Source organism: Microbacterium aquilitoris, from assembly GCF_031932285.1.
In the GTDB taxonomy this organism is placed as follows: Bacteria; Actinomycetota; Actinomycetes; order Actinomycetales; family Microbacteriaceae; genus Microbacterium; species Microbacterium aquilitoris.
This window is the reverse complement of record NZ_JAUZVT010000002.1, coordinates 711,145-730,761: the sequence shown is the minus strand read 5'-3', so window position 1 is coordinate 730,761 and position 19,617 is coordinate 711,145. Positions and strand designations below refer to the sequence as shown.

The following is a 19,617-nucleotide window of genomic DNA, read 5'->3' as shown; positions in this document are numbered from 1 at the left end:
ATGCCGCGGCATCAGTCGCGGGCGATCATCCCCTGATCGAGCAGACGGGCGACGACCCGCTCGGCCGCGCGGCCGTCGTCACGCGCGTTGAACCGCGCGACCCACGACGCGTACCGCTCCGCGTGACCCTTCGTCGCCCCGGGATCCGCCAGCGCCGCGGTGAGCTCGTCCTGCGTCGAGGTGAGCGGGCCGGGCGCCCGCTCGATGAGATCGAAGTAGAACCCACGGAGCTTGCCCCGATAATGCGCGAGGTCGGGGACGAAGAAGTAGATCGGCTTGCCGGTCGCCGTGAAGTCGAACATGACGGACGAGTAGTCGGTGATCAGGGCGTCGGCGGCCAGCAGCAGAGTCGAGATGTCGGGATACGCCGTCACATCGATGACGCGCGACCCGCCCGTGTCGGCGCCGGGCAGGAGCGTACGGGAGTGCCCGCGCACGAGGATCACGGCACCGGCATCCGCTGCCAGCCGCTCGAGGTCGAGGTAGTCGACCATCTGCTCGCGATCGTCCCGCCAGGTCGGCGCGTACAGGAGCACCCGGTCATCGGGCTCGAGGCCCAGACCCCGGCGGACCGCGTCCCGGTCGCCTGAGGCGAGCACGTCGTTCCGCGGGTAGCCCTCCACCCACACCGGACGGCGCCAGAATCCGTACGCCTTCGACAGGATGCGGGCCGCGTACGGGTTCTGTGCGAGGAGGACGTCCCAGCGCCGGCTCTCACGGATCACCGCGAGCGCGCGGCGCGGGTCGAAGCCGGGCCGATCGAGGGCCAGACGCTTGAGCGGCGTTCCGTGCCAGGTCTGCAGGATGCGCTGGCCGGGGCGGCGGACGAAGCGGCGCCGCAGCCAGTCGTTGACGACAAGGAGACGGGAGACCCCCCGGGCGTGCCACCACTCCGGCGAGCCTTCGACGACGGCGACGGCACCCTCGGGAACCTCCACCGAGAGGTCGACGACGCTCCAGTACCTCGTGACGGCAGGCGCGACGCGGGAGATCTCCGCGTCGATCGCCCGCGGGTTGCAGCTGGCGTTGCGCCCGTAGAAGCTCTCGAAGAACACCGCGTTCTCGAGCGGTCCGCGAACGGTCGCATAGTCACGCTCGAGCGCCGCTTGGCCCGCCGGCGACGTGTCTGCGTCCCGCAGCGGCGGCGAGACGACCACCGCACCATCGGCGAGCTCCACCGCCAGCGACTCCCCCGTCGTCCGCCCGAGGTCCACGACGTCGCGCTGGCTCTGGACCCGACCGTCGACCTCGAGGCGGTACCGACCGCGGGGAAGAGCGAGGACCGGCCCGCCCCACCGAGCGACCCGAAGGGGCAGGACAGCCCGCCACCCGGCATCCGTCGTCGAGATCACGGCCGTCACCGTCGCACGGGGACCGATGGCGCGGATGTCCGAGGGAGCGGCCCCGGGTGCGTTCAGGACCAGGCCGTCGCCCGCCTGCAGGGCGGCGTGGATCATTCGTTCCCCCTCGACGGATGCGCCGACGCGAGCGCGCGCCGGATGGCACGATACACGCGCTCGGCACTTCGACCGTCCCGGTAGGCGTGCACGCGGCGGCTCAGCTCCTCGGCGCGGGAGAGGCGCCGGGCTCGTTCGGAGTCGTCGTGCAGCACGCCGTCGAGGTGGCGCATCACCTCGGCCCAGCTCGTCGCGACGTCCTCCCCGGCGACATCGCGGTACCGGCCGTAGAAACCGCGCTCCGCGGCGTACTGCGCCTCGTCCGGGGCGAAGAAGACGACCGGCAGCGGGATCAGCGCGGTGTCGAACACGAGCGAGGAGTAGTCGGTGATGAGCGCATCGAACGCGCGGAGGACGGGGGTCACGTCGGGGAGCAGATCCGCCCCGAGGAGGCGCACCCGTCCGTCCGCGTCCGGCGGCGAGTATTCGCCCGCGCCCAGCGGGTGCGAGCGGATCACCAGCACGGCATCCTGCGCGGCCAGGGACGCTGTGATCGCGTGCCACTCCTCCGCCGTGGGGACGGCGGGGTCGGGTGCGCCGTCGCGCCACGTCGGGGCGTACAGCACGAGGCGGGAGGACCCCACGGAGCCGACGAGGGACTCGACCGTGCTCTGCGCCTCCGCTGCCGAAGGGCCCGTCGAAAGCACGTCGACGCGCGGTTCGCCCGTGACCACGATCCGGTCGTACCCGAGCCCGAACGCGGACTCGAGGCGGCCGCGGACGAGGTGCGATGCGGCGGGCAGGAGCCGGATGCGGCGCTGGGTCCGCTCGTAGGCGACCCGGAGGAGCCGCGCCAAGCCCGGGATCGGGAGGGGAGCGCGCGCGGTCACCGGGGAATCCAGACCGAGCCGCTTCAGCGGGATGCCGTGCCAGAGCTGCACGAGGAAGGATCCCGCCGTCGCGTATCGGTTGACGTCACCGGCGCCGTGCGTGACGACGACCACTCGTGCGCGCGCCGTGAGCCAGAAGCCGCGGAAGCCCTGCTTGCGGGCCGAGGGGATACCGGCACGCCGAGCCATCTCGTCGTCGCGCGCCGACCCGGTCAGCCAGACGGCTCGCTCACCCTGCTCCGCGGCGACCTGCCAGAGCGCCCACGCACCCTCGCCGACGCCGGCAGCCGACCCGAACACCCACAGGTCGGTCGACCTCGGGATGATCCGCGTCGCCACGAGGCCCAGCACATGGAGCGGGAGCCGGGCCACCTGCGCGCCGTTGCCCGACGAGAACGAGAACGACCCCATCCCGCGAGCCTATCGCGGGGTGGGGTCGTGACTCGGAAGGTCGCGTCGGAGCGGTCAGTCGGTGAGCTTGCCGAGCGTCACGTCGGCGGTGAAGGACTTCCCGCCGCGGACGTAGACGACGCTCGCGTCGGAACCGGCGGCCAGGGCGCGCACCTGAGCGGTCAGGTCGGTCGCGTCGCGGACCGGCACGCCGTTGAACTCGGTGACGATGTCGCCGGCCTTCAATCCCGCCTTCGCCGCTGCCCCACCCGAGGTCACATCGCTGACGAGGGCACCGGCCACGGTGCTGTCCTTCTGGTCCGCCGAGTTGCCGACCATGGCGCCGAGCAGACCGTGCGTCGCAGAGCCGTCCTTGATGATCTCGTCGGTCACGCGCTTGACGACGCTCGAGGGGATCGAGAAGCCCACGCCGATGGACCCGGCTTCGCTGGAGGACGACGACCCGCCGCCGGCGGTGGCGATGGCGACGTTGATGCCGATCAGCTTGCCCTCGTCGTCGACGAGCGCGCCGCCGGAGTTGCCCGGGTTGATGGCGGCATCCGTCTGGATCACGGCGATGGAGATGGTCCCGGCCGATCCCGACCCCTGCTGCTGGCCCTGACCGAAGTCGAACTGGAACGGGGACTGGCCGTTCTGCCCCTGATCCTCCTGCTGCTCGCCCGAATCGGGTACCGCCGACGAGGCGATCTGGATCGAGCGGTTCAGCGCACTGACGATTCCGGTCGTGACGGTGTTGGACAGGCCGAGCGGCGCGCCGACCGCGACGGTCGTGTCGCCGACGTTCAGCTTGGTCGAGTCCGCGAAGTCGATCGGGGTCAGTCCGGTCGCGCCCGTCAGCTTGATGACGGCGAGGTCGTAGATCGGATCGGTGCCGACGACCTTCGCGTCGTAGACGCGACCGTCCGAGGTCGTCACCCGCAGGGCGACGTCCGAGCTCGCACCGTCGAGGGTGACGACGTGCGTGTTGGTCACGACGTAGCCGTCCTCGCTGAGGATCACGCCGGAGCCGGTGCCGCCGCCGTTCGACGATGTCGCACTGATGGTGACGACGCTCGGCAGGGTCTTCGCCGCGATTCCGGTGGTCTGGTTGACGTTATCGGGGTCGTTGACGGTGACCTGGGTCGTGCCGTTCGAGGACGCGACCGTGCCGTTCTGGTGGAACACGTCGCTGCCGATCGCCGCGCCGCCCAGGCCCGAGACGGCGCCGACGATCGCGGCGGCCACGAGGACGGCGACGATCTTGCCGGAGCCGATCTTCGCGTCGTGCGGACGCGCGTGGCCGTCGTCGGCGACCGCGCCCGCCGGCTGCGACGAGAACGCCGCGCCCGGGGCGTGCTGTCCGTGTGAATCCGGGCCCTGGGAGTGCTGGCCGTACGGCTGCTGGCCGTGCGGCTGCGCGTACCAGCCCTGGCCGGCCGGCTGCGCGAGGGGCGTCGTCGATGCGGTGGGCTGCGAGGGCGCACCCGAGTCGGGCATCGGCGGACGCGGCGGCACCGCTGCGTCAGGCGTGTGGGGGTCGGGGGTGTTCGAATCGCTCATGGGACTGCTCCTTTTCCGAGGCGTCTTCAGAGTGCTCCCGGAGTCTGTGGACCAGCTATGCCGACCCTCCGATCAGCCTATGGGAGCAGACGCCGCCGCGGGTCGCCCACGAGGGCGTCCCGCGAGGCGGAGCGTTACGCTGGCCCCGTGCTGCACATCCCCGGCGCCTGGCAACGCGCGGCGCGCGGCGCAGGCCTCCTCTCCCCCGCCGGCGAGCTCGCCCCGACGATCTTCGCCGAGATCACCGCCGCCGCCGTCCGCCACGATGCCGTCAACCTCGGCCAGGGGTTCCCCGACGAGGACGGACCGCCCGAGGTGCTGGACGCGGCGATCGCCGCCATCCGCGACGGAGTGAATCAGTACCCGGCCGGACGAGGAATGCCGGTCCTCCGGGAGGCGGTCTCCGATCATCAGCACCGCTTCTACGGCATCGACGTCGATCCCGAGCGCGAGATCCTCGTCACGGCCGGAGCCACCGAGGCGTTGACCGCCGCCCTCCTCGCCCTGCTCGATGGGCCGGACGACGAGGTCGTGGTCTTCGAGCCGTACTACGACTCGTACGCGGCCGCCGTCGCCCTGGCCGGTGCACGCCTCGTGCCCGTGCCGCTGCGCTGGCCGTCGCTCGAACCCGACGTCGACGAGTTGCGTGCCGCCGTCCGCGACCGCACCCGGATCATCCTCGTCAACGACCCCCACAACCCGACCGGAACGGTGTTCTCGAACGAGGTCCGCGACGAGATCGTCCGACTCGCCGAGCGTCACGACGCGCTGATCGTCACGGACGAGGTCTACGAGCACCTCGTCATGGACGCCGACCACGTTCCCCTCGCGACGCTGCCCGGCGCCGCCGAGCGGACCCTCACCATCTCGTCGGGCGGCAAGACGTTCCGAACCACGGGGTGGAAGGTCGGCTGGGTGAGCGGGCCGGCAGACCTCGTCGACGCGGTGCTGGCCGTCAAGCAGTACCTGACGTACGTCAACGGAGCACCCTTCCAACCCGCCATCGCCGTCGGTCTCGGCCTGCCCGACACCTTCTTCGACGACCTCGCCGCGACCCAGCGGGAGCGCCGCGACCTGCTCGGCGCGGGCCTGCGCGACGCCGGGTTCGAGGTGTCCACGCCCGCGGGTTCGTACTTCACGGTCGCCGATGTGCGTTCGATGCTCGCTCCCGGCGAGGATGCCGCCGCGTTCTGCCGCGCCCTCCCCGAACGCGTCGGTGTCGCCGCGATCCCGCTCACCGCGTTCGCGACGCCGGAGCACCGGGATCGGTACGAGACCCTGGTCCGATTCGCGGCCTGCAAGCGGACGGACGTCATCGCCGAGGCGGCGCGGCGGCTGGCGGCATCCGCGTCGTGACCCCCCGGAGGCGGCTCAGTCGCGCGGAGCGACCGTGTACCGCCGAAGGGCCAGCGCGGGATTGACACGGCGGACGCGGGCGACGGTCGCCGCGTCGACGTGGGCGACGGCGACATCCGTGCCCGTGCCGATCGTCACGACGGGCACTCCCTGCGGGTCGATGACGATCGAGTGCCCCACGCCCAACGGCGGCGGGTGATCGGCACCCGCGACGTAGAGCGTGTTCTCGATGGCCCGAGCCTGGAGGAGCGTTCGCCAGTGATCCTCCTTCAGAGGCCCGCGCACCCACTCCGCGGCGACGAGGAGGACGTGCGCTCCCGTGTCGGCGAGCACGCGGGAGACCTCGGGGAACCGCAGGTCGTAGCAGGTCATGAGGGCGAAGCGGATGCCGCAAGCCTCGAACGTCTCGGGTTCCTCCAGCGCTCCCGGCTCCACCCAGTCCGACTCGCGCTGTCCGAACGCGTCGTAGAGGTGGAGTTTGCGGTAGCGCGCGATGAGCCCACCGGCATCCACCGCGACGACGGTGTTGCGCACGAGCCCGTCCGTGTCGGAACGTTCGACGAGCCCCGCGACGATCACGACGTCGTGGTCACGCGCCAGTGCCGTGAGGGCGGTCACGAACGCGCCGTCGAGGTCCTGCGCGTGCTCGGCGAGCGAGGCGTCGAACGGGTCGACGAAGTAACTCGAGTACTCGGGAAACAGAACGACCCGCGCGCCTCGGCCGCGGGCGCGGGCGACCAGTTCCGAGATGGCCTCGAGGTTGGCTGTCTCGTCGGCGGACGGCGCGAACTGCGCCACTGCGACGCCGAGGGGCGAGTCGGTCATGGGGTCCTTTCCGACCGCAAGCGGGTGATGACAGGGACGACGAGCCAGAGGGCGACGATGACGATGCCTAGGGCGACGCCTGCGATCCAGGATGCCGCACGCCCCACCACGACATCGAAGACGAACGCGACGACGCCCACCAGGAGCGCGGAGACGAGACCGAGGGCGACGAGCATGCAGCCGTGACCGAAGCGGACGATCGTGGGCTTCGCACGACGTGCGAACAGGATGCGGTGCACCGAGACGGGCGCGAGGGCGACGACGGCGCTCAGGGCCGACAGGAGGACGAGGACGAGATAGCCGATGCGCTGCGCCCCGGCGAGATCCCCGAACGACGGCTGGAACGCGAGTGCGAGGAGGAAGCCCGTGAGGATCTGAGTTCCGGTCTGCAGCACGCGGAGCTCCTGGAGAACCTCGTTCCAGTTGCGGTCGGCCCGCTCGTCTCGCGTCTCGTCGCGCCCGTCCGTCTGTGCGTCGGCGGCGGCGTCGATTTCACGCGGAAGCATGTCCTCATCCTGCCGAACTCGGGGCTTTCCGGCACCGATTCGCGTCCGCCTGAAACGCGTGCTAGTGTTTTCTCTTGTGCCGCGGGGTGGAGCAGTTCGGTAGCTCGCTGGGCTCATAACCCAGAGGTCGCAGGTTCAAATCCTGTCCCCGCAACGAAAGAAGAAGGCGTCCCCTCTCCGGAGGGGGCGCCTTCTTCGTTGTCCGGTTCGATCAGGCGGGCAGCATCGCGCGCTCGATGTCGGCGAGGAAGCGCACGATCGCGCGCAATTCCTCGTCGGTGTAGGCGTCTGCAGCGTCACGCATGCGCTGGAGCCGCTCGCCGAAGTGGCGACGGAAGGTGACTCGCGCTTCATCCGTGAGCGCCACGATGCGGGCGCGGCGGTCATGCGGATGCGGCTTGCGGACGAGGTAACCGGCGGCCGTCAAACGGTCGAGCAGCTTCGTGGTCGACGCCGTCGAGATGGCGAGGTGGGTGGCGAGGTCGTTCGGCTTGACCACCTCCCCGTGCTGCTCGCGGATGATGAGCATCCGGAGCGCGGCGAGGTCGGTCGTGTTCATGTCCATGTCACCGCGCATACCCGCGTACATTCGATCCAAGGAGTCGGAGAACGCGCGGATCGCTTCGAGGGCGCTCATCACGACGGCATCGCGCTCACTGCCCGGAATCCATGGATTAGCCACCATTGGACACCTCCTCGCTCGATAGGTAGCATGACGATTGATTGCTAGATAATCTAGCAAAGTACGGAGGACCTGTGTCAGACATCGAGTACGTCGTTCTGCTGGACGACGACGGACACGACATCGGCACCGCTCCGAAGGCAACGGTCCACGGTACCGACACGCATCTTCATCTGGCATTCTCCTGCCACGTCTACAACTCGCGCGGCGAGCTCCTCGTCACCCGCCGCGCCCTGAGCAAAGCCGCCTGGCCGGGCGTGTGGACGAACTCGTTCTGCGGGCACCCGGGCCCTTCGGAGTCGATGGTGGATGCCGTCCACCGCCGCGCGGCCCACGAAGTGGGACTCACACTCCGCGACGTCACCCTCACGCTGCCGCAGTTCCGCTACCGCGCCGTCGACGCGTCGGGAATCGTCGAGAACGAGATCTGCCCGGTGTACGTCGCCTACACGGACGACGAACCCCGCCTCAACCCCGACGAAGTCGCGGAGGCGCGCTGGGTCGACCCCGCCGACCTGGACACGTCGATCAGTGCCGCCCCCTGGGCCTTCAGCCCGTGGCTCGTCCTCCAGGCGCAGCAGCTCGAGTTGGTGCCAGACGCCCGCAGGAGAGCCTCGTGATCGCCCTGTCATCGATCGCCCGACGCGAGATCGATGACGCGCTCGAGGTCGCACTCGACCGCCTGCGCATCCGATCGGCCGCCCTCGGCGAAGCCTCCGCGGCGCTCGGCGAGGCGACCGCGGCATCGGCCACCGGTGGCAAGCGCCTGCGGCCGGCGCTCGTGGTCGCCGCGTTCGAGGCGTTCGGCGGCGACATCCGACACTCCCCCGGGCTCTGGCGCGTCGCCGCGGCCTTCGAGCTGCTCCACGCGGCGTTCGTGGTCCACGACGACCTGATCGACGGCGACGTCGAACGGCGCGGCATCCCGAACGTCGTCGGACGGTTCCGTGAACGCGCACACGCCCTCGGCGGCGACCACGACGATGCGAACCTGCTCGGCGCAGCCGCGGCCGTCCTCGCCGGCGACCTGCTGCTGTTCGAGGCGACGAGGCTCATCGCGACCGCGCCCGTCACCGCCACCCAGCGGGCTGCCCTGTTCGTCCTCCTCGACGACGCGCTCCTCGTCTCCGCGGCGGGCGAACTCGCCGACGTCGAGCAGACCATCGGCGCCGACCTCCCCCCGGCCGACTCGCTCATCCGCACGGCACGCGACAAGACGGCGTTCTACTCCTTCCAGGCTCCCCTCGCCGCAGGCGCACTGCTGGCGGGGGCGAGCGACGACGAGCGGGCCGCCCTCGAATCGGCCGGGTCCGCGATCGGGGTCGCCTTCCAGCTCGCCGACGACCTCATCGGCACCTTCGGGTCGCGCGCCGAGGCGGGACGCGAACCGGGGGCGGACCTCCGTGCGTCCAAGCGCACCCCGCTCATCGCCATGGCGGCCGAGACCGAGGCCTGGCCGCGCATCGCCTCCGCCCTCGCGATGGCGCCGACCGGGCCGATCGCGATCGCCGAAGCACAGCGCGAACTGGCCGCCAGCGGCGCGCGCGAGCGAGCGGTCGAATTGATCGCCGACACCCTCCGTTCGGCGCGCGGCCGTGCGGCGGACGCCTCGCTCCCCCGCGACGCCGTCGTCCTCCTCGCCGCACTGGCCGCCGCCGTCGAGGACCGCATCCCCCGATGACCGACACGCTCTACGACGAGACCGCGACGGTGGCGGCGGCATCCGTCATCCGTGCCTACTCGACCTCGTTCGGGCTCGCGACGAACCTCCTCGGCGGACGCGTGCGCCCGCACGTGCGGAACGTGTACGCCCTGGTGCGCGTTGCCGACGAGATCGTCGACGGAGCGGCCGAGGCGGCCGGCGTCCCGCTCGACGAGCAGCGGAACGTCCTCGACGCACTCGAGGCCGAGACCTACGCCGCGATCGCGCGAGGGTTCAGCGCCAACCTCGTCGTCCACGCCTTCGCGCGGACCGCCCGCCAGTGCGGGATCGCCCGCGTGCACATCGAGCCGTTCTTCACCTCGATGCGCACCGACCTTGAGCAGGCCCAGCACGACGACGCCTCGCACGACGACTACGTCTACGGTTCCGCCGAAGTCGTCGGGCTCATGTGCCTCCAGGTCTTCGTCAACGCGGGATCCGCCGCGCCGCGCGACCCGGACCCGGCCCTGGTGTCCGGCGCGCGCCGCCTCGGGGCCGCCTTCCAGGACATCAACTTCCTGCGCGACCACGCCGACGACGCCGGCCGCCTGGGCCGGGACTACCTCGGCGTCGACGGGGGCGCCGAGCGACGCGAGCAGGTCCTCGCACGCATCGATGCCGACCTGGATGCCGCGGCCGCCACGATCCCGCTCCTGCCCGCGGACTGCCGCGTCGCGGTCGCGACCGCGCACGGCCTGTTCGCCTCGCTCGCCGACCGCCTGCACCGCACCGCCGATCTGGACACGAGGGTCCGCGTCCCGAACCCCGTGAAGGCGGCGATCGCGGTCCGCGCGGCCGTCGCCCACCGCACCGTCCTCCCCGCCCGACGACCCTCCCGGAGGTCCCCCGCATGACCCGCCGCATCGCGATCATCGGAGGAGGCATCACCGGCCTCGCCACCGCTGCGCTCCTCGCCGACCGAGGCGACGAGGTCACCGTCCTCGAGGCGCTCGACGACGTCGGCGGGCGCGCCGGCAGCTGGGAGAAGGACGGCTTCCGCTTCGACACCGGCCCCAGCTGGTACCTCATGCCCGAGGTCTTCGATCACTTCTTCGCTCTGCTCGGTACCACGGCCGCCGAGCAGCTCGACCTCGTGCGGCTGGATCCCGCCTACCGCGTGTACCACGAGGGCGAGAGCGAGCCCTTCGACGTCGTCTCGGGACGGGATGCCGCCGTCGCCGCGTTCGAGGCCCGCGAGAGCGGCGCCGGCGAGAACCTCGCGACGTACCTCGACTCCGCCGGCGAGATCTACGACCTCGCGGTCTCGCGCTTCCTGTACGACCCCTACATCTCGCTGAAGGGGCTGACCCACCCCGACGTGCTGAGCAAGCTCGGCACGCTGCTGCCGCTCCTCCTGCGCCCCCTGTCGACGCACGTCGAGAAGCGGTTCGCCGACCCGGTCCTGCGACAGGTCCTCGGCTATCCGGCGGTCTTCCTCGGGGGCTCGCCGTACGACGCGCCGAGCCTGTACCACCTGATGAGCCACCTCGACCTGGACGACGGCGTGCTCTACCCCCGCGGCGGCTTCGTGCAGATCATCCGGGCGATCGCCCGCCTCGCCGAAGAGCGCGGCGCGGTCATCCGCACCGGCAGCCGCGTCGAGCGGATCATCACCGTCGGCGATGTGGCCACCGGCGTCCGTCTCGCCGACGGCACCCGCATCGAGGCGGACCACGTCATCTCGACCGCCGACATGCACCACACCGAGACCGCGCTGCTTCCGCGGGAGCTGCGGTCTCGCAGCGACGCGTGGTGGGACAAGCGCGTGCCGTCCTTCGGAGCTCTCCTGATCCTCCTGGGCGTCGAAGGCGAGCTTCCCGAGCTCGAACACCACACCCTGCTGTTCACGAAGGACTGGAAGGCGAACTTCGACGCGATCTTCGGCGCGGAGCACGCCGGTGCGATCCCTGACCCCGCCTCGTTGTACGTCTGCCGGCCGAGCGCCACCGATGACGACGTGGCGCCCGCCGGCCACGAGAACCTCTTCGTCCTCGTCCCCATGCCCGCCGCGCCAGAGCTCGGACACGGCGGAGTCGACGGCGCCGGCGACCCGGCGATCGAAGCCGCTGCGGATGCCGTCATCGCTCAGATCGCGTCGTGGACCGGTGTCGCCGATCTCGCCGATCGCGTCCGTGTGCGCCGCACCATCTCGCCCGGCGACTTCGCCGCCGACTTCGGTTCCTTCCGGGGCGGCGCGCTCGGCCTCGCTCACACCCTCGGGCAGTCGGCGATGTTCCGCCCGGGGCTGCGCTCGAAGGTCGACGGCCTTCTCTACGCCGGTCAGACCGTGCTCCCCGGCGTCGGCCTTCCGATGTGCCTCATCTCGGCCGAGCTCGTCGTGAAGCTCCTCGACGGGGATGTGTCCACCGGACGGCTTCCCGAGCCGCTCGCCTCGGAACGCTGACGGCGGTGCCCGGGCTGTACCTGGGCGCCCTGATCCTCTCGGCGCTCGGTGTGATCGCGATCGATCTGAGGCACCGCCTCGCGGTGGCCGCCGACCCCGGTCGCAGCCTGTTGCTCATCGCGTGCGGTACGGCCTTCCTTCTCGTATGGGACCTGGTGGGCATCGCGACCGGCGTCTTCGTCCGCGGCGACAGCCCTCTGCTCGTCGGCATCGATCTCGCCCCCCACCTGCCTCTCGAGGAGCCCGTCTTCCTGGCGTTCCTCTGCCACCTGACGCTGGTCGTCCACGCTCTCGTCACGCGGAGACGCACGCGAGCACGGAGCCGGGACGCCGCATGACCTACCCGCTGATCGTCCTCCCGTTCGTCGTCGTCACCGTCGTCGTGACCCTCTTCTCCCTCCGCCGCCCGCAGCGACGAGAGCGCCTGGTCGCCTCGCTGTGGACCGCCGGCATCCTCGTCCTCCTGACGGCGGTGTTCGACAACGTGATGATCGCCGCCGACCTCTTCACCTACCCCGAGGAGCACATCAGCGGCATCCGCGTCGGCCTCGCCCCGATAGAGGACTTCGCCTACCCGCTGTGCGTCGCCTTCCTCCTCCCGGCGATCGGTGCCCTGCTGCCCGAGAGGAGGGATGCCGCGTGACGCCCCTCCGCTTCGCCCGCCAGCTCTTCGTGTCCTCCCGCCCCGTGAGCTGGATCAACACGGCATATCCGTTCGCGGCGGCGTATCTGCTGGCCGCACGCGAGATCGACCTCGTCCTGGTCATCGGGACCATCTTCTTCCTGATCCCGTACAACGTCGCGATGTACGGCATCAACGACGTGTTCGACTACGAGTCCGACCTGCGGAACCCGCGCAAGGGCGGAGCGCACGGAGCGATCCTCGAGAAGAGCCTGCACGCCCCCACCCTGTGGGCGTCGGGTCTGCTGGGTCTCCCTTTCGTCGTCTTCCTCGTGCTGTCGGGCCCACCGTTGTCGTGGCTCGTCCTGGGGCTCAGTCTGCTCGCGGTCGTCTTCTACAGCGCGCCGCCCCTGCGCCTCAAGGAGCGCCCCTTCGCGGATTCGGTGACGAGCAGCATCCATTTCTTCTCGCCCGCCGTGTACGCCCTCGTTCTGACCGGCGCGACGTGGACGCCGCAGCTCGTGCTCATCATCGTGGCATTCGCGCTGTGGGGTGTCGCGTCGCACGCATTCGGCGCCGTACAGGATGTCGTCGCCGACCGCGAGGCAGGGATCTCATCGATCGCCACCGCGCGCGGCGCGGCGTGGACGGTGCGGTTCTCGCTCGTCGCCTACGCGGCGTCGGGCGTGGCGATCCTCGGGACCGCGTGGCCGGGACCGCTTGCCGCGATCGTCGCGCTGCCGTACCTCGCCACCGTGTGGCCCTACCGCTCGGTGAGCGACGCGGATGCCGCCTCCGCCACCCGCGGCTGGGACCGGTTCCTCTGGCTCAACCAGTTCGCCGGATTCGTGGTGACTCTGCTCGTGATCTGGTGGGGGCTGTTCCTGTCGTGAACCGCCCCCACCAGATCAGCGGGATCACTCCCCGTCGAGCTGGATGAGCCGGTTGATGATGTCGGTGAGCGCCTTGTCCTGCTCGCCGTAGGCGGCCCAGTCGCCCTTCTGCATGGCGTCGTCACGCGCCGTCATGACCTGACGGGCCTGCTGCAGGAGGCGGGCGATCTCGTCGCCGACACCCGCGGGGGGCGTCTCGTTCTGTCCGCCGCCGGGCGTCGCGCTGGGGCTCGGTGAACCACTCGGCGCGGGCGACGGTGTCGTGCCCTCGTCGCCTGTTGTCGCACCGGAGTCGCCGCCGAACAGCTTGTCGAGCGCTTCCTGCAGGGTGTCCTCGAAGGCGACCTCGTCACCGAACGCGACGAGGATCTTGCGGAGGGCGGGCAGCTGGGTTCCGCTCGACGCCTGCACGAAGATCGGCTGCACATAGAGCAGACCGCCACCGACGGGGAGGGTCAGCAGGTTGCCGTTGCGGACCTCGGACTGACCCTGTCGCAGCAGGTTCACCTGCTGCGCGATGGTCTCGTTCGAGCTGAAGGTGTTCTGCACCTGACCGGGGCCGGGCACCGAGACATCCGCGCTGATCTCCAGCATGCGGAGCTTGCCGTAATCGGGGTTCTTCTCGCCCTTCGTGCCGCCGGCGTTGGCGTCGACCGCGAGGTAGCCCATGAGCACGTTGCGCTCCTGATCACCCTCTGCCGCCGGGATGAAGGATGTGAACATCGAGTAGGTCGGGTCCTGCTGGCCCGGCATCTGCATCGTCAGGTAGTACGGCGGCTGCAAGTTCGACTGGGTCACCGGGTCCTGCGGCGTCCGCCACGCGTTGTCACGGCGGATGAAGGACTGCGCGTCGTCGACGTGGTAGGTCCCGAGCATGGCGCGCTGCACCTTGAACAGGTCCGTCGGGTAGCGCACGTGGCTCATCAGGTCGCCGGACATCTCGCTGATGGGGCGGAGCGTCGACGGGTAGATCTTCTGCCAGGCCTTCAGCATCGGGTCCTGGTCGTCCCAGGCGTAGAGCTTGACCGAGCCGTCGTACGCATCGACGGTCGCCTTGACCGAGTTGCGGATGTAGTTCACGTCGTCGAGCGCGACGCTCGGCGCCCGGTTCGTGGTGTCGGAGATCGCGTTCCGCAGGCTCACGATCGACGAGTACGGGTAGTTGTTGCTCAGCGTGTAGCCGTCGATGATCCAGACGACGCGGCCGTCCACGACGCTCGGGTACGGATCGCTGTCGAGCTCGAGGTAGGGCGCCACCTTCTGGACACGATCGCGCGGGTTGCGGTCGTAAAGGATCTGCGAGTCGTCGTTGATCCCGTCGGAGAACAGGATGTCGGTCGACTGGAACTTCAGCGCGTACAGCAACCGGTTGAAGGCGTTGCCGATGTTCGGGCCGCCGTTGCCGGTGAACGTCGTACGGGTCTGACCGGCGCCGTCCTCGCCACGCGGGTAGTCGAGTTCGACGGGGTCGCTGCCCTTCGGGGCACCGACGATCGAGTAGGGCGGCGACGACTCGCCGAAGTAGATGCGGGGCTCGTACTTCGACTCGTTGGTGAGGTCGCCGGAGGTCGGGATGCCGCGCTCGAGGAAGACGGGATCGCCGTCCGCGGTGCGGTCGTTGCCCTTGGCCGCCACGACACCGTAGCCGTGCGTGTAGACGAGCGTGTTGTTGTACCAGGACTGGGCGTTGCCCAGCTGGTCGAGGTTCAGCTCGCGGACCGACACGACGGCATCCTGCATCTTGCCGTCGATCTCGTACCGGTCGACGTCGAGCGGGTTCTGGAACTGGTAGTACGAGCGGTACTGCTCGAGCTGGCGCACGGTGGGTCCGATGATGGCAGGGTCCATGATGCGCAGCGACGCGGTGGTCTCGGCGTCGGCGCGGAGCTGACCCTTCTCTGCCGTGGTGACCGCCTCGTACTCGGTCTTCTCGAGCCCGTCGATGCCGTAGGCGAACTTCGTCGCCGCGAGGTTGCGGTCGACGTAGGGCGCCTCGTAGGTCTCGAGGTTCGGCGCGACCTGAAACTGGCTGACGGCCCACGGGTAGGCGACGCCGACGACGAGGGAGGAGACGATCAGCAGCGCGGTTCCGATGAGCGGGAAGCGCCACCGACCGATGATGGCCGTCACGACGAACAGCGCGGCGACGATCGCCGCGGCGATGGACAGGATTGCGAGACCCGGGATGACCGCGTTGACATCGACGTAGCTGGCGCCGGTGAACCGGTCGCCCTGTGTCGTGAGCGTCTTGAACCGGTCGAACCAGAGGCTGACCGCCTGTACGGCGAGATACAGCGCAGCGACGATGGCGAGCTGGATGCGGGCCGCCTTGGAGATGCGGAGTTCGCGCTGCCCGACGCGCACCGAGCCGTAGAGGTAGGCGACGACGACGGTCACGAGAAGGCAGATCAGCAGCACTGCGGACGTGAAGCCGAGCACGACGCTGTAGAACGGCATCTGGAACAGGTAGAAGCCGGTGTCGAGGCCGAACTGCGGATCCTTCTGACCGGTGGTGACACCGTTGGCCCACAGCCAGGCGGTCTCCCACTGCGCCGAGGCGGCGAAGCCCGCGAAGAAGCCGAAGAAGACGGGGATGCCCCACATCGCCAGGCGTCGGAGCGGCTCGACGACCTCCTGGTAGTGATCGAGCTGCGAGCTCAGTCGGGCGTACACCGGCCGGAGACGGTACGCGAGCTGGATGGCTGCGAAGACGGGGGCCGCCATCGCGACGAACCCGATGACGAACATGACGACACGGGCCGTCCACTGCGTCACCAGCACACTGTCGTAGCCGAGCTGCTTGTACCACTGCCAGTCCGTGTACAGGCTGGCGAACGCGAAGAACGCGATCACCAGCACCACGAGGACTCCGACCGTGATGGCGATCGTGCGGCGAACGGGGTTCGGAGGGGTGGACGTGGCCGGTCCGGCAGGTGTCGAGGTCACACTGTCATCCTAGGCGGGGCCGACTCGCGGACGGCGGCGGCGGGATGCGCTCTGGGCGGAATCGCAGGGGCGCTGCGGACTCAACCGGCGGCGCACACGGGGAGCTTGTCCACGCCCGTGCCGGTGCGGATCGCGTCGAGGGCTGTGAGCGAGTCGTCGAGGGTCGAGACGGGGACGACGCGCAGGCCGTCCGGGATGTGGCCGACGACCTCGTTGCAGTTCTTCTCCGGGGCGAGGAAGTAGGTGGCCCCGGCATCCTTCGCGCCGTAGAGCTTCTGACGGATGCCGCCGATCGGCCCGATCGTGCCGGTGGCGTCGATCGTGCCCGTTCCGGCGACCTGCATGCCTCCGTTGAGCTCGCCGGGAGTCAGGGTGTCGATGATCCCGAGGGCGAACATCTGGCCGGCGCTGGGCCCGCCGATCCGGTCGAGCTGGATCTTCACGTCGATGGGGAAATCGAAGTCCCGCGAGGTCGTGATCCCGATGATCCAGACCGTGCCGTCCTTCGTGGTGGTGCGCGAGGGCGTCACGGTGACCGTCCGCTCGGCACCGTTCCGGCGGATGACCAGTTCGACGGGCTGACCTCTCCGCTCGTTGATCAGGGATCGCAGCTGCGCGGTGTCCTCGATCGGCGTGCCGCTCGCCGAGACGATCTCGTCGCCGACCTCGAGGATGCCCTTCGCGGCGGAGTCGTCGCTCAGCGCGCCGACGCCGACGTGGGCCCGGACCTCGTACCCCAGTTCGGTGAGCGCGGCGGCCGTGGCCTCCTTCTGGGAGTCGACCATCAGCGCGGCGTTCTCCTCATTGCGCTGCTCGGTCGTCGTCCCCGCCGGGAACACGTCGTCGATCGGGAGGACGGCTTCGCCGGGATCGAGCCACGCCTTCGCGAGCTCGAACCAGGACGGCGTGGTCTCGCGGTTGCCGACGACCTGCACGGTGGTGAGGTCGAGGGCGCCCGCGGTGGGGTACGTCTTCGCACCGCTCACAGAGATGAGGGGGACGTCGTCGCCGGACGCATTCTCGGCCGACCCCAAGGTGTTGACGACCGGTCCCTGCCGCTGGATCACGAAACCGGTGGGGAGGAAGCTCAGGATGAGCAGGGCGACGAGCGCCACGACGAGAGCCCAGACCCCCGCGGAGAAGCGACGGGCACGGCGGGACGGCGGGGCGGCAGCCGGCTCGGCGGCGTTGTCGAAGAGCGACACGCGGGTCCTTCCTCCGGCGCTCGTTCGCGACCGGCGTACACGGGACGTCTCCCGCTCGGACCGGGCGGAGAAAACCTGCCACTAGCGTAGAACGAGACGTCTCCCCCCTGCTGAAAGGCGCCTGACATGACCGATCCCTCGGACGACGATCTGCCCGGCGACGACGACCTCGCCGAGATGCTCCGACGCATGCTCAGCGGTCAGGGCGGAATCGACCCCGAGCAGCTCCGCCAGCTGTCGGGCATGGGCATCGACCCCGCGATGATGCAGAACATCATGCGCCAGTTCCAGGCGGCGATGGCCGGTGACGGGGACGACGACGGCCTCGACTGGTCCGCCGCGAAGACCCAGGCCCTGCACATCGCGAATCAGGACGGGCTGGGGATCACGGCAGGGTCGCGGACCGAGTTCGATCAGGCCTTCGCCCTCGCCGCGCTGTGGCTCAGCGAGGTGACGGCGATCGCCGAGCTCGCGCAAGCTCCGCAGCCGATCACCCGCGGCCAGTGGGTGGAGGCGACCCTCCCGGTGTGGCAGGAGCTCGCCGAGCCGGTGGCGACCTCGATCAGCGACGCGCTCATGGCAGCGCTCGAGTCGCAGACGCCCGAGGAGATGCGCTCGGCCATCCAGGGCGCGGGACGCCTCATGCGCCGCGTGGGCGGCGCCCTGTTCGCGTCGCAGCTGGGTGCGGTGATCGGACGCCTATCGCTCGAGGTCGTGAGCGGTGGCGACGTCGGCATCCCTCTCATGCCCACGGGCGACGCGGCGATCCTGCCGCAGAACTTCGCGGACTTCGGCCGCGACCTCGAGATCGAGGAGGACCAGCTCGCGCTCGTGCTGGCCACCCGCGAACTCGCCCACGCGCGACTGTTCCGTCACGCGAAGTGGCTGCGCCTGCATGTCATCTCGCAGGTGACCGACTTCGCGCGCGGCGTCCACGTCGACACGGACGCCCTCGAGGACCTCGCCTCGCGGTTCGATCCGTCGGCCCCCGAAGAGCTGAAGGCGGCCATCGAGAGCGGCGCCCTCCTCCCCCAGCGCTCTGAGGCTCAGGTCGCCGCCCTGACGAGGCTCGAGAACCTCCTCGCGACCATCGAGGGCTGGGTCGACGTCGTCACCGCCGACGCGACCGCGCGCGTGCCCTCCGCCGACCGCATCGCCGAGGCCGTCCGCCGCCGCCGCGCGGTCGGCGGGCCCGGCGAACAGGCGATGGCCTCCCTCGTCGGCCTCGAACTGCGTCCCCGTCGACTGCGCGAAGCCGCCGCCATGTGGCGCGCGGTGACGGATGCCGTCGGTCCGACGGTCCGCGACCGCCTCTGGGATTACCCCGACCTGATCCCGACGGCTGAGAACATCGACGATCCCGCCGCGCTGGTGGCACGGCTGCAGGCGAGCGAGCGGGGCGAGGAGCCCGAACGCGATGCGTTCGACGACGCCCTCGCGGCCCTCTTGGACGAGGAGGCAGCCGCGGAGCATCCGACGGATGCGGCTCCTGCCGACGACGAGCCAGACGAGCCGGATGCGCCCGGCGAGGACGGTCCGACGGGTCCGCGCCCCGTCTGATCCTCGAGCCTCCTCCACAGCGGCTCTGAGGCCCGTCCTCAGCGTTCGCCTGTGGACGGCCCCGGCGGACGCGGGGACGCGACGTCAGAATCGCGGCATGCTGCGTCTCGCCCCCTCTCATCCCCCGCTGTGGCGGACCCCGACCAGCGTCCAGCTCGGGATGGACGACGAGCGACCGCTCACCGGTCTGACGCCGTGGCAGGAGCGTCTGCTCGATGCCCTCGTGAGCGGCATCCCGGATGCACGGCTCGCGCCGCTGGCGCGGGAGCTCGGTGCGACCGACGACGAGGCGGATGCGTTCCTGCGTCGCATCGAGAAGGCCCTCGCTCCCGAGGCGGCGCCCGCACCGGCCGTCCGGGTCGAGCTGCCGGCCGATCTGCGCCACGAGGACGAGACCACGCTCGTCGGCGGGATGCAGGCCGCGGGACTGGACGTCGTCGACACCGCCCGATGGCCTCTACCGACGGCGCCCGAACCGATCGTCGTCGTCGCGTCGCGCCTGGTCGATCCGCATCGCGCCGCGCGGCTCACCGCGAACGACATCCCCCATCTTCCGATCGAGCTCTCGGGCGACCGTGTCGTCGTGGGTCCGTTCGTCGTCCCCGGGGAGACCGCCTGCATCGCCTGCGTCCACGCGTATCGGCGCGATCGCGACCGCGATTGGCCGCTCGTGGCGGCG

General features: G+C 70.3%; 17 protein-coding genes and 1 tRNA gene. 10 read left to right on the top strand and 8 right to left on the bottom strand.

Annotated features, from left to right (window positions below):
• Nucleotides 1-11: 11 nt before the first annotated feature.
• From Q9S78_RS10265 to Q9S78_RS10255, 3 genes are read right to left on the bottom strand one after another with little or no spacing between them, the layout of a single operon-like run.
• Nucleotides 12-1,457 carry a CDP-glycerol glycerophosphotransferase family protein gene (locus tag Q9S78_RS10265; protein WP_311870161.1) on the bottom strand — a complete coding sequence of 482 codons (1,446 nt, stop codon included), beginning with the start codon at nucleotides 1,455-1,457 and terminating at the stop codon, nucleotides 12-14.
• A complete protein-coding gene (locus tag Q9S78_RS10260) occupies nucleotides 1,454-2,698 on the bottom strand; it encodes a CDP-glycerol glycerophosphotransferase family protein (RefSeq protein ID WP_020097131.1) in 1,245 nt (414 codons plus the stop codon). Before Q9S78_RS10260 ends, Q9S78_RS10265 begins: the two co-directional genes overlap by 4 nt.
• Before the next feature lie 54 nt (nucleotides 2,699-2,752).
• Complete coding sequence (locus tag Q9S78_RS10255) at nucleotides 2,753-4,237, bottom strand: S1C family serine protease (RefSeq protein WP_020097130.1); 1,485 nt, start codon at nucleotides 4,235-4,237, stop codon at nucleotides 2,753-2,755.
• 147 nt (nucleotides 4,238-4,384) lie between these two features.
• On the opposite strand from Q9S78_RS10255, the gene Q9S78_RS10250 reads away from it, so the two are divergent.
• The gene (locus tag Q9S78_RS10250; protein ID WP_311870160.1) at nucleotides 4,385-5,593 is read left to right on the top strand and encodes an aminotransferase class I/II-fold pyridoxal phosphate-dependent enzyme; all 1,209 of its coding nucleotides are present in this window, start codon (nucleotides 4,385-4,387) and stop codon (nucleotides 5,591-5,593) included.
• A 15-nt stretch (nucleotides 5,594-5,608) separates the two neighbouring features.
• On the opposite strand, the gene Q9S78_RS10245 is transcribed toward Q9S78_RS10250, so the two are convergent.
• Both Q9S78_RS10245 and Q9S78_RS10240 read right to left on the bottom strand, forming a co-directional pair.
• A complete protein-coding gene (locus Q9S78_RS10245) occupies nucleotides 5,609-6,418 on the bottom strand; it encodes a carbon-nitrogen hydrolase family protein (RefSeq protein ID WP_311870159.1) in 810 nt (269 codons plus the stop codon).
• A complete protein-coding gene (locus Q9S78_RS10240; protein ID WP_311870158.1) occupies nucleotides 6,415-6,924 on the bottom strand; it encodes a DUF6328 family protein in 510 nt (169 codons plus the stop codon). Before Q9S78_RS10240 ends, Q9S78_RS10245 begins: the two co-directional genes overlap by 4 nt.
• Before the next feature lie 80 nt (nucleotides 6,925-7,004).
• Between Q9S78_RS10240 and Q9S78_RS10235 the strand changes: the two genes are divergently transcribed.
• Nucleotides 7,005-7,078 (top strand) — tRNA-Met (locus Q9S78_RS10235).
• Nucleotides 7,079-7,135: 57 nt separating this feature from the next.
• On the opposite strand, the gene Q9S78_RS10230 is transcribed toward Q9S78_RS10235, so the two are convergent.
• Nucleotides 7,136-7,561 (bottom strand): MarR family winged helix-turn-helix transcriptional regulator, encoded by a 426-nt coding sequence (locus tag Q9S78_RS10230; RefSeq protein ID WP_376716542.1) that lies wholly within the window; start codon nucleotides 7,559-7,561, stop codon nucleotides 7,136-7,138.
• A gap of 119 nt (nucleotides 7,562-7,680) precedes the next feature.
• Between Q9S78_RS10230 and idi the strand changes: the two genes are divergently transcribed.
• Genes idi through Q9S78_RS10195 form a run of 7 tightly spaced genes read left to right on the top strand, consistent with a single transcriptional unit; the run spans nucleotide 7,681 to nucleotide 13,227 of the window.
• Nucleotides 7,681-8,226: an isopentenyl-diphosphate Delta-isomerase gene (idi, locus tag Q9S78_RS10225; protein ID WP_311870156.1), complete on the top strand. Its 546-nt coding sequence runs from the start codon at nucleotides 7,681-7,683 to the stop codon at nucleotides 8,224-8,226.
• Complete coding sequence (locus Q9S78_RS10220; RefSeq protein WP_116228961.1) at nucleotides 8,223-9,287, top strand: polyprenyl synthetase family protein; 1,065 nt, start codon at nucleotides 8,223-8,225, stop codon at nucleotides 9,285-9,287. Before idi ends, Q9S78_RS10220 begins: the two co-directional genes overlap by 4 nt.
• On the top strand, nucleotides 9,284-10,162 hold the full coding sequence (locus Q9S78_RS10215; RefSeq protein WP_311856950.1) for a phytoene/squalene synthase family protein: 879 nt from the start codon (nucleotides 9,284-9,286) through the stop codon (nucleotides 10,160-10,162). Before Q9S78_RS10220 ends, Q9S78_RS10215 begins: the two co-directional genes overlap by 4 nt.
• Nucleotides 10,159-11,712, top strand: a complete 1,554-nt coding sequence (gene crtI, locus Q9S78_RS10210; protein ID WP_311870155.1) for a phytoene desaturase family protein — start codon at nucleotides 10,159-10,161, stop codon at nucleotides 11,710-11,712. The genes Q9S78_RS10215 and crtI overlap by 4 nt, the downstream gene beginning before the upstream one ends.
• Before the next feature lie 5 nt (nucleotides 11,713-11,717).
• On the top strand, nucleotides 11,718-12,050 hold the full coding sequence (locus Q9S78_RS10205; RefSeq protein ID WP_018188244.1) for a lycopene cyclase domain-containing protein: 333 nt from the start codon (nucleotides 11,718-11,720) through the stop codon (nucleotides 12,048-12,050).
• Complete coding sequence (locus Q9S78_RS10200; protein WP_020097123.1) at nucleotides 12,047-12,355, top strand: lycopene cyclase domain-containing protein; 309 nt, start codon at nucleotides 12,047-12,049, stop codon at nucleotides 12,353-12,355. Before Q9S78_RS10205 ends, Q9S78_RS10200 begins: the two co-directional genes overlap by 4 nt.
• Nucleotides 12,352-13,227: a prenyltransferase gene (locus Q9S78_RS10195; protein WP_311870154.1), complete on the top strand. Its 876-nt coding sequence runs from the start codon at nucleotides 12,352-12,354 to the stop codon at nucleotides 13,225-13,227. The genes Q9S78_RS10200 and Q9S78_RS10195 overlap by 4 nt, the downstream gene beginning before the upstream one ends.
• Before the next feature lie 24 nt (nucleotides 13,228-13,251).
• Here Q9S78_RS10195 and Q9S78_RS10190 read toward each other — a convergent pair whose 3' ends face one another.
• Together Q9S78_RS10190 and Q9S78_RS10185 are read right to left on the bottom strand one after the other, a co-directional pair.
• Nucleotides 13,252-16,173: a UPF0182 family membrane protein gene (locus Q9S78_RS10190; RefSeq protein ID WP_311870153.1), complete on the bottom strand. Its 2,922-nt coding sequence runs from the start codon at nucleotides 16,171-16,173 to the stop codon at nucleotides 13,252-13,254.
• Between the two features lie 80 nt (nucleotides 16,174-16,253).
• A complete protein-coding gene (locus Q9S78_RS10185; RefSeq protein WP_311870152.1) occupies nucleotides 16,254-17,378 on the bottom strand; it encodes a YlbL family protein in 1,125 nt (374 codons plus the stop codon).
• Nucleotides 17,379-17,504: 126 nt separating this feature from the next.
• On the opposite strand from Q9S78_RS10185, the gene Q9S78_RS10180 reads away from it, so the two are divergent.
• On the top strand, nucleotides 17,505-18,938 hold the full coding sequence (locus Q9S78_RS10180) for a zinc-dependent metalloprotease (protein WP_311870151.1): 1,434 nt from the start codon (nucleotides 17,505-17,507) through the stop codon (nucleotides 18,936-18,938).
• Nucleotides 18,939-19,617: the final 679 nt, after the last annotated feature.

Excerpts from the sequence above, each read along its gene's own strand:
- Q9S78_RS10240 (WP_311870158.1), bottom strand. The coding sequence starts at position 6,924 with ATGCTTCCGCGTGAAATCGACGCCGCCGCCGACGCACAGACGGACGGG.
- Q9S78_RS10245 (WP_311870159.1), bottom strand. The coding sequence starts at position 6,418 with ATGACCGACTCGCCCCTCGGCGTCGCAGTGGCGCAGTTCGCGCCGTCC.
- Q9S78_RS10230 (WP_376716542.1), bottom strand. The coding sequence starts at position 7,561 with ATGAGCGCCCTCGAAGCGATCCGCGCGTTCTCCGACTCCTTGGATCGA.
- crtI (WP_311870155.1), top strand. The coding sequence starts at position 10,159 with ATGACCCGCCGCATCGCGATCATCGGAGGAGGCATCACCGGCCTCGCC.
- Q9S78_RS10265 (WP_311870161.1), bottom strand. The coding sequence starts at position 1,457 with ATGATCCACGCCGCCCTGCAGGCGGGCGACGGCCTGGTCCTGAACGCA.
- Q9S78_RS10260 (WP_020097131.1), bottom strand. The coding sequence starts at position 2,698 with ATGGGGTCGTTCTCGTTCTCGTCGGGCAACGGCGCGCAGGTGGCCCGG.
- Q9S78_RS10200 (WP_020097123.1), top strand. The coding sequence starts at position 12,047 with ATGACCTACCCGCTGATCGTCCTCCCGTTCGTCGTCGTCACCGTCGTC.
- Q9S78_RS10255 (WP_020097130.1), bottom strand. The coding sequence starts at position 4,237 with ATGAGCGATTCGAACACCCCCGACCCCCACACGCCTGACGCAGCGGTG.
- Q9S78_RS10215 (WP_311856950.1), top strand. The coding sequence starts at position 9,284 with ATGACCGACACGCTCTACGACGAGACCGCGACGGTGGCGGCGGCATCC.
- Q9S78_RS10180 (WP_311870151.1), top strand. The coding sequence starts at position 17,505 with ATGACCGATCCCTCGGACGACGATCTGCCCGGCGACGACGACCTCGCC.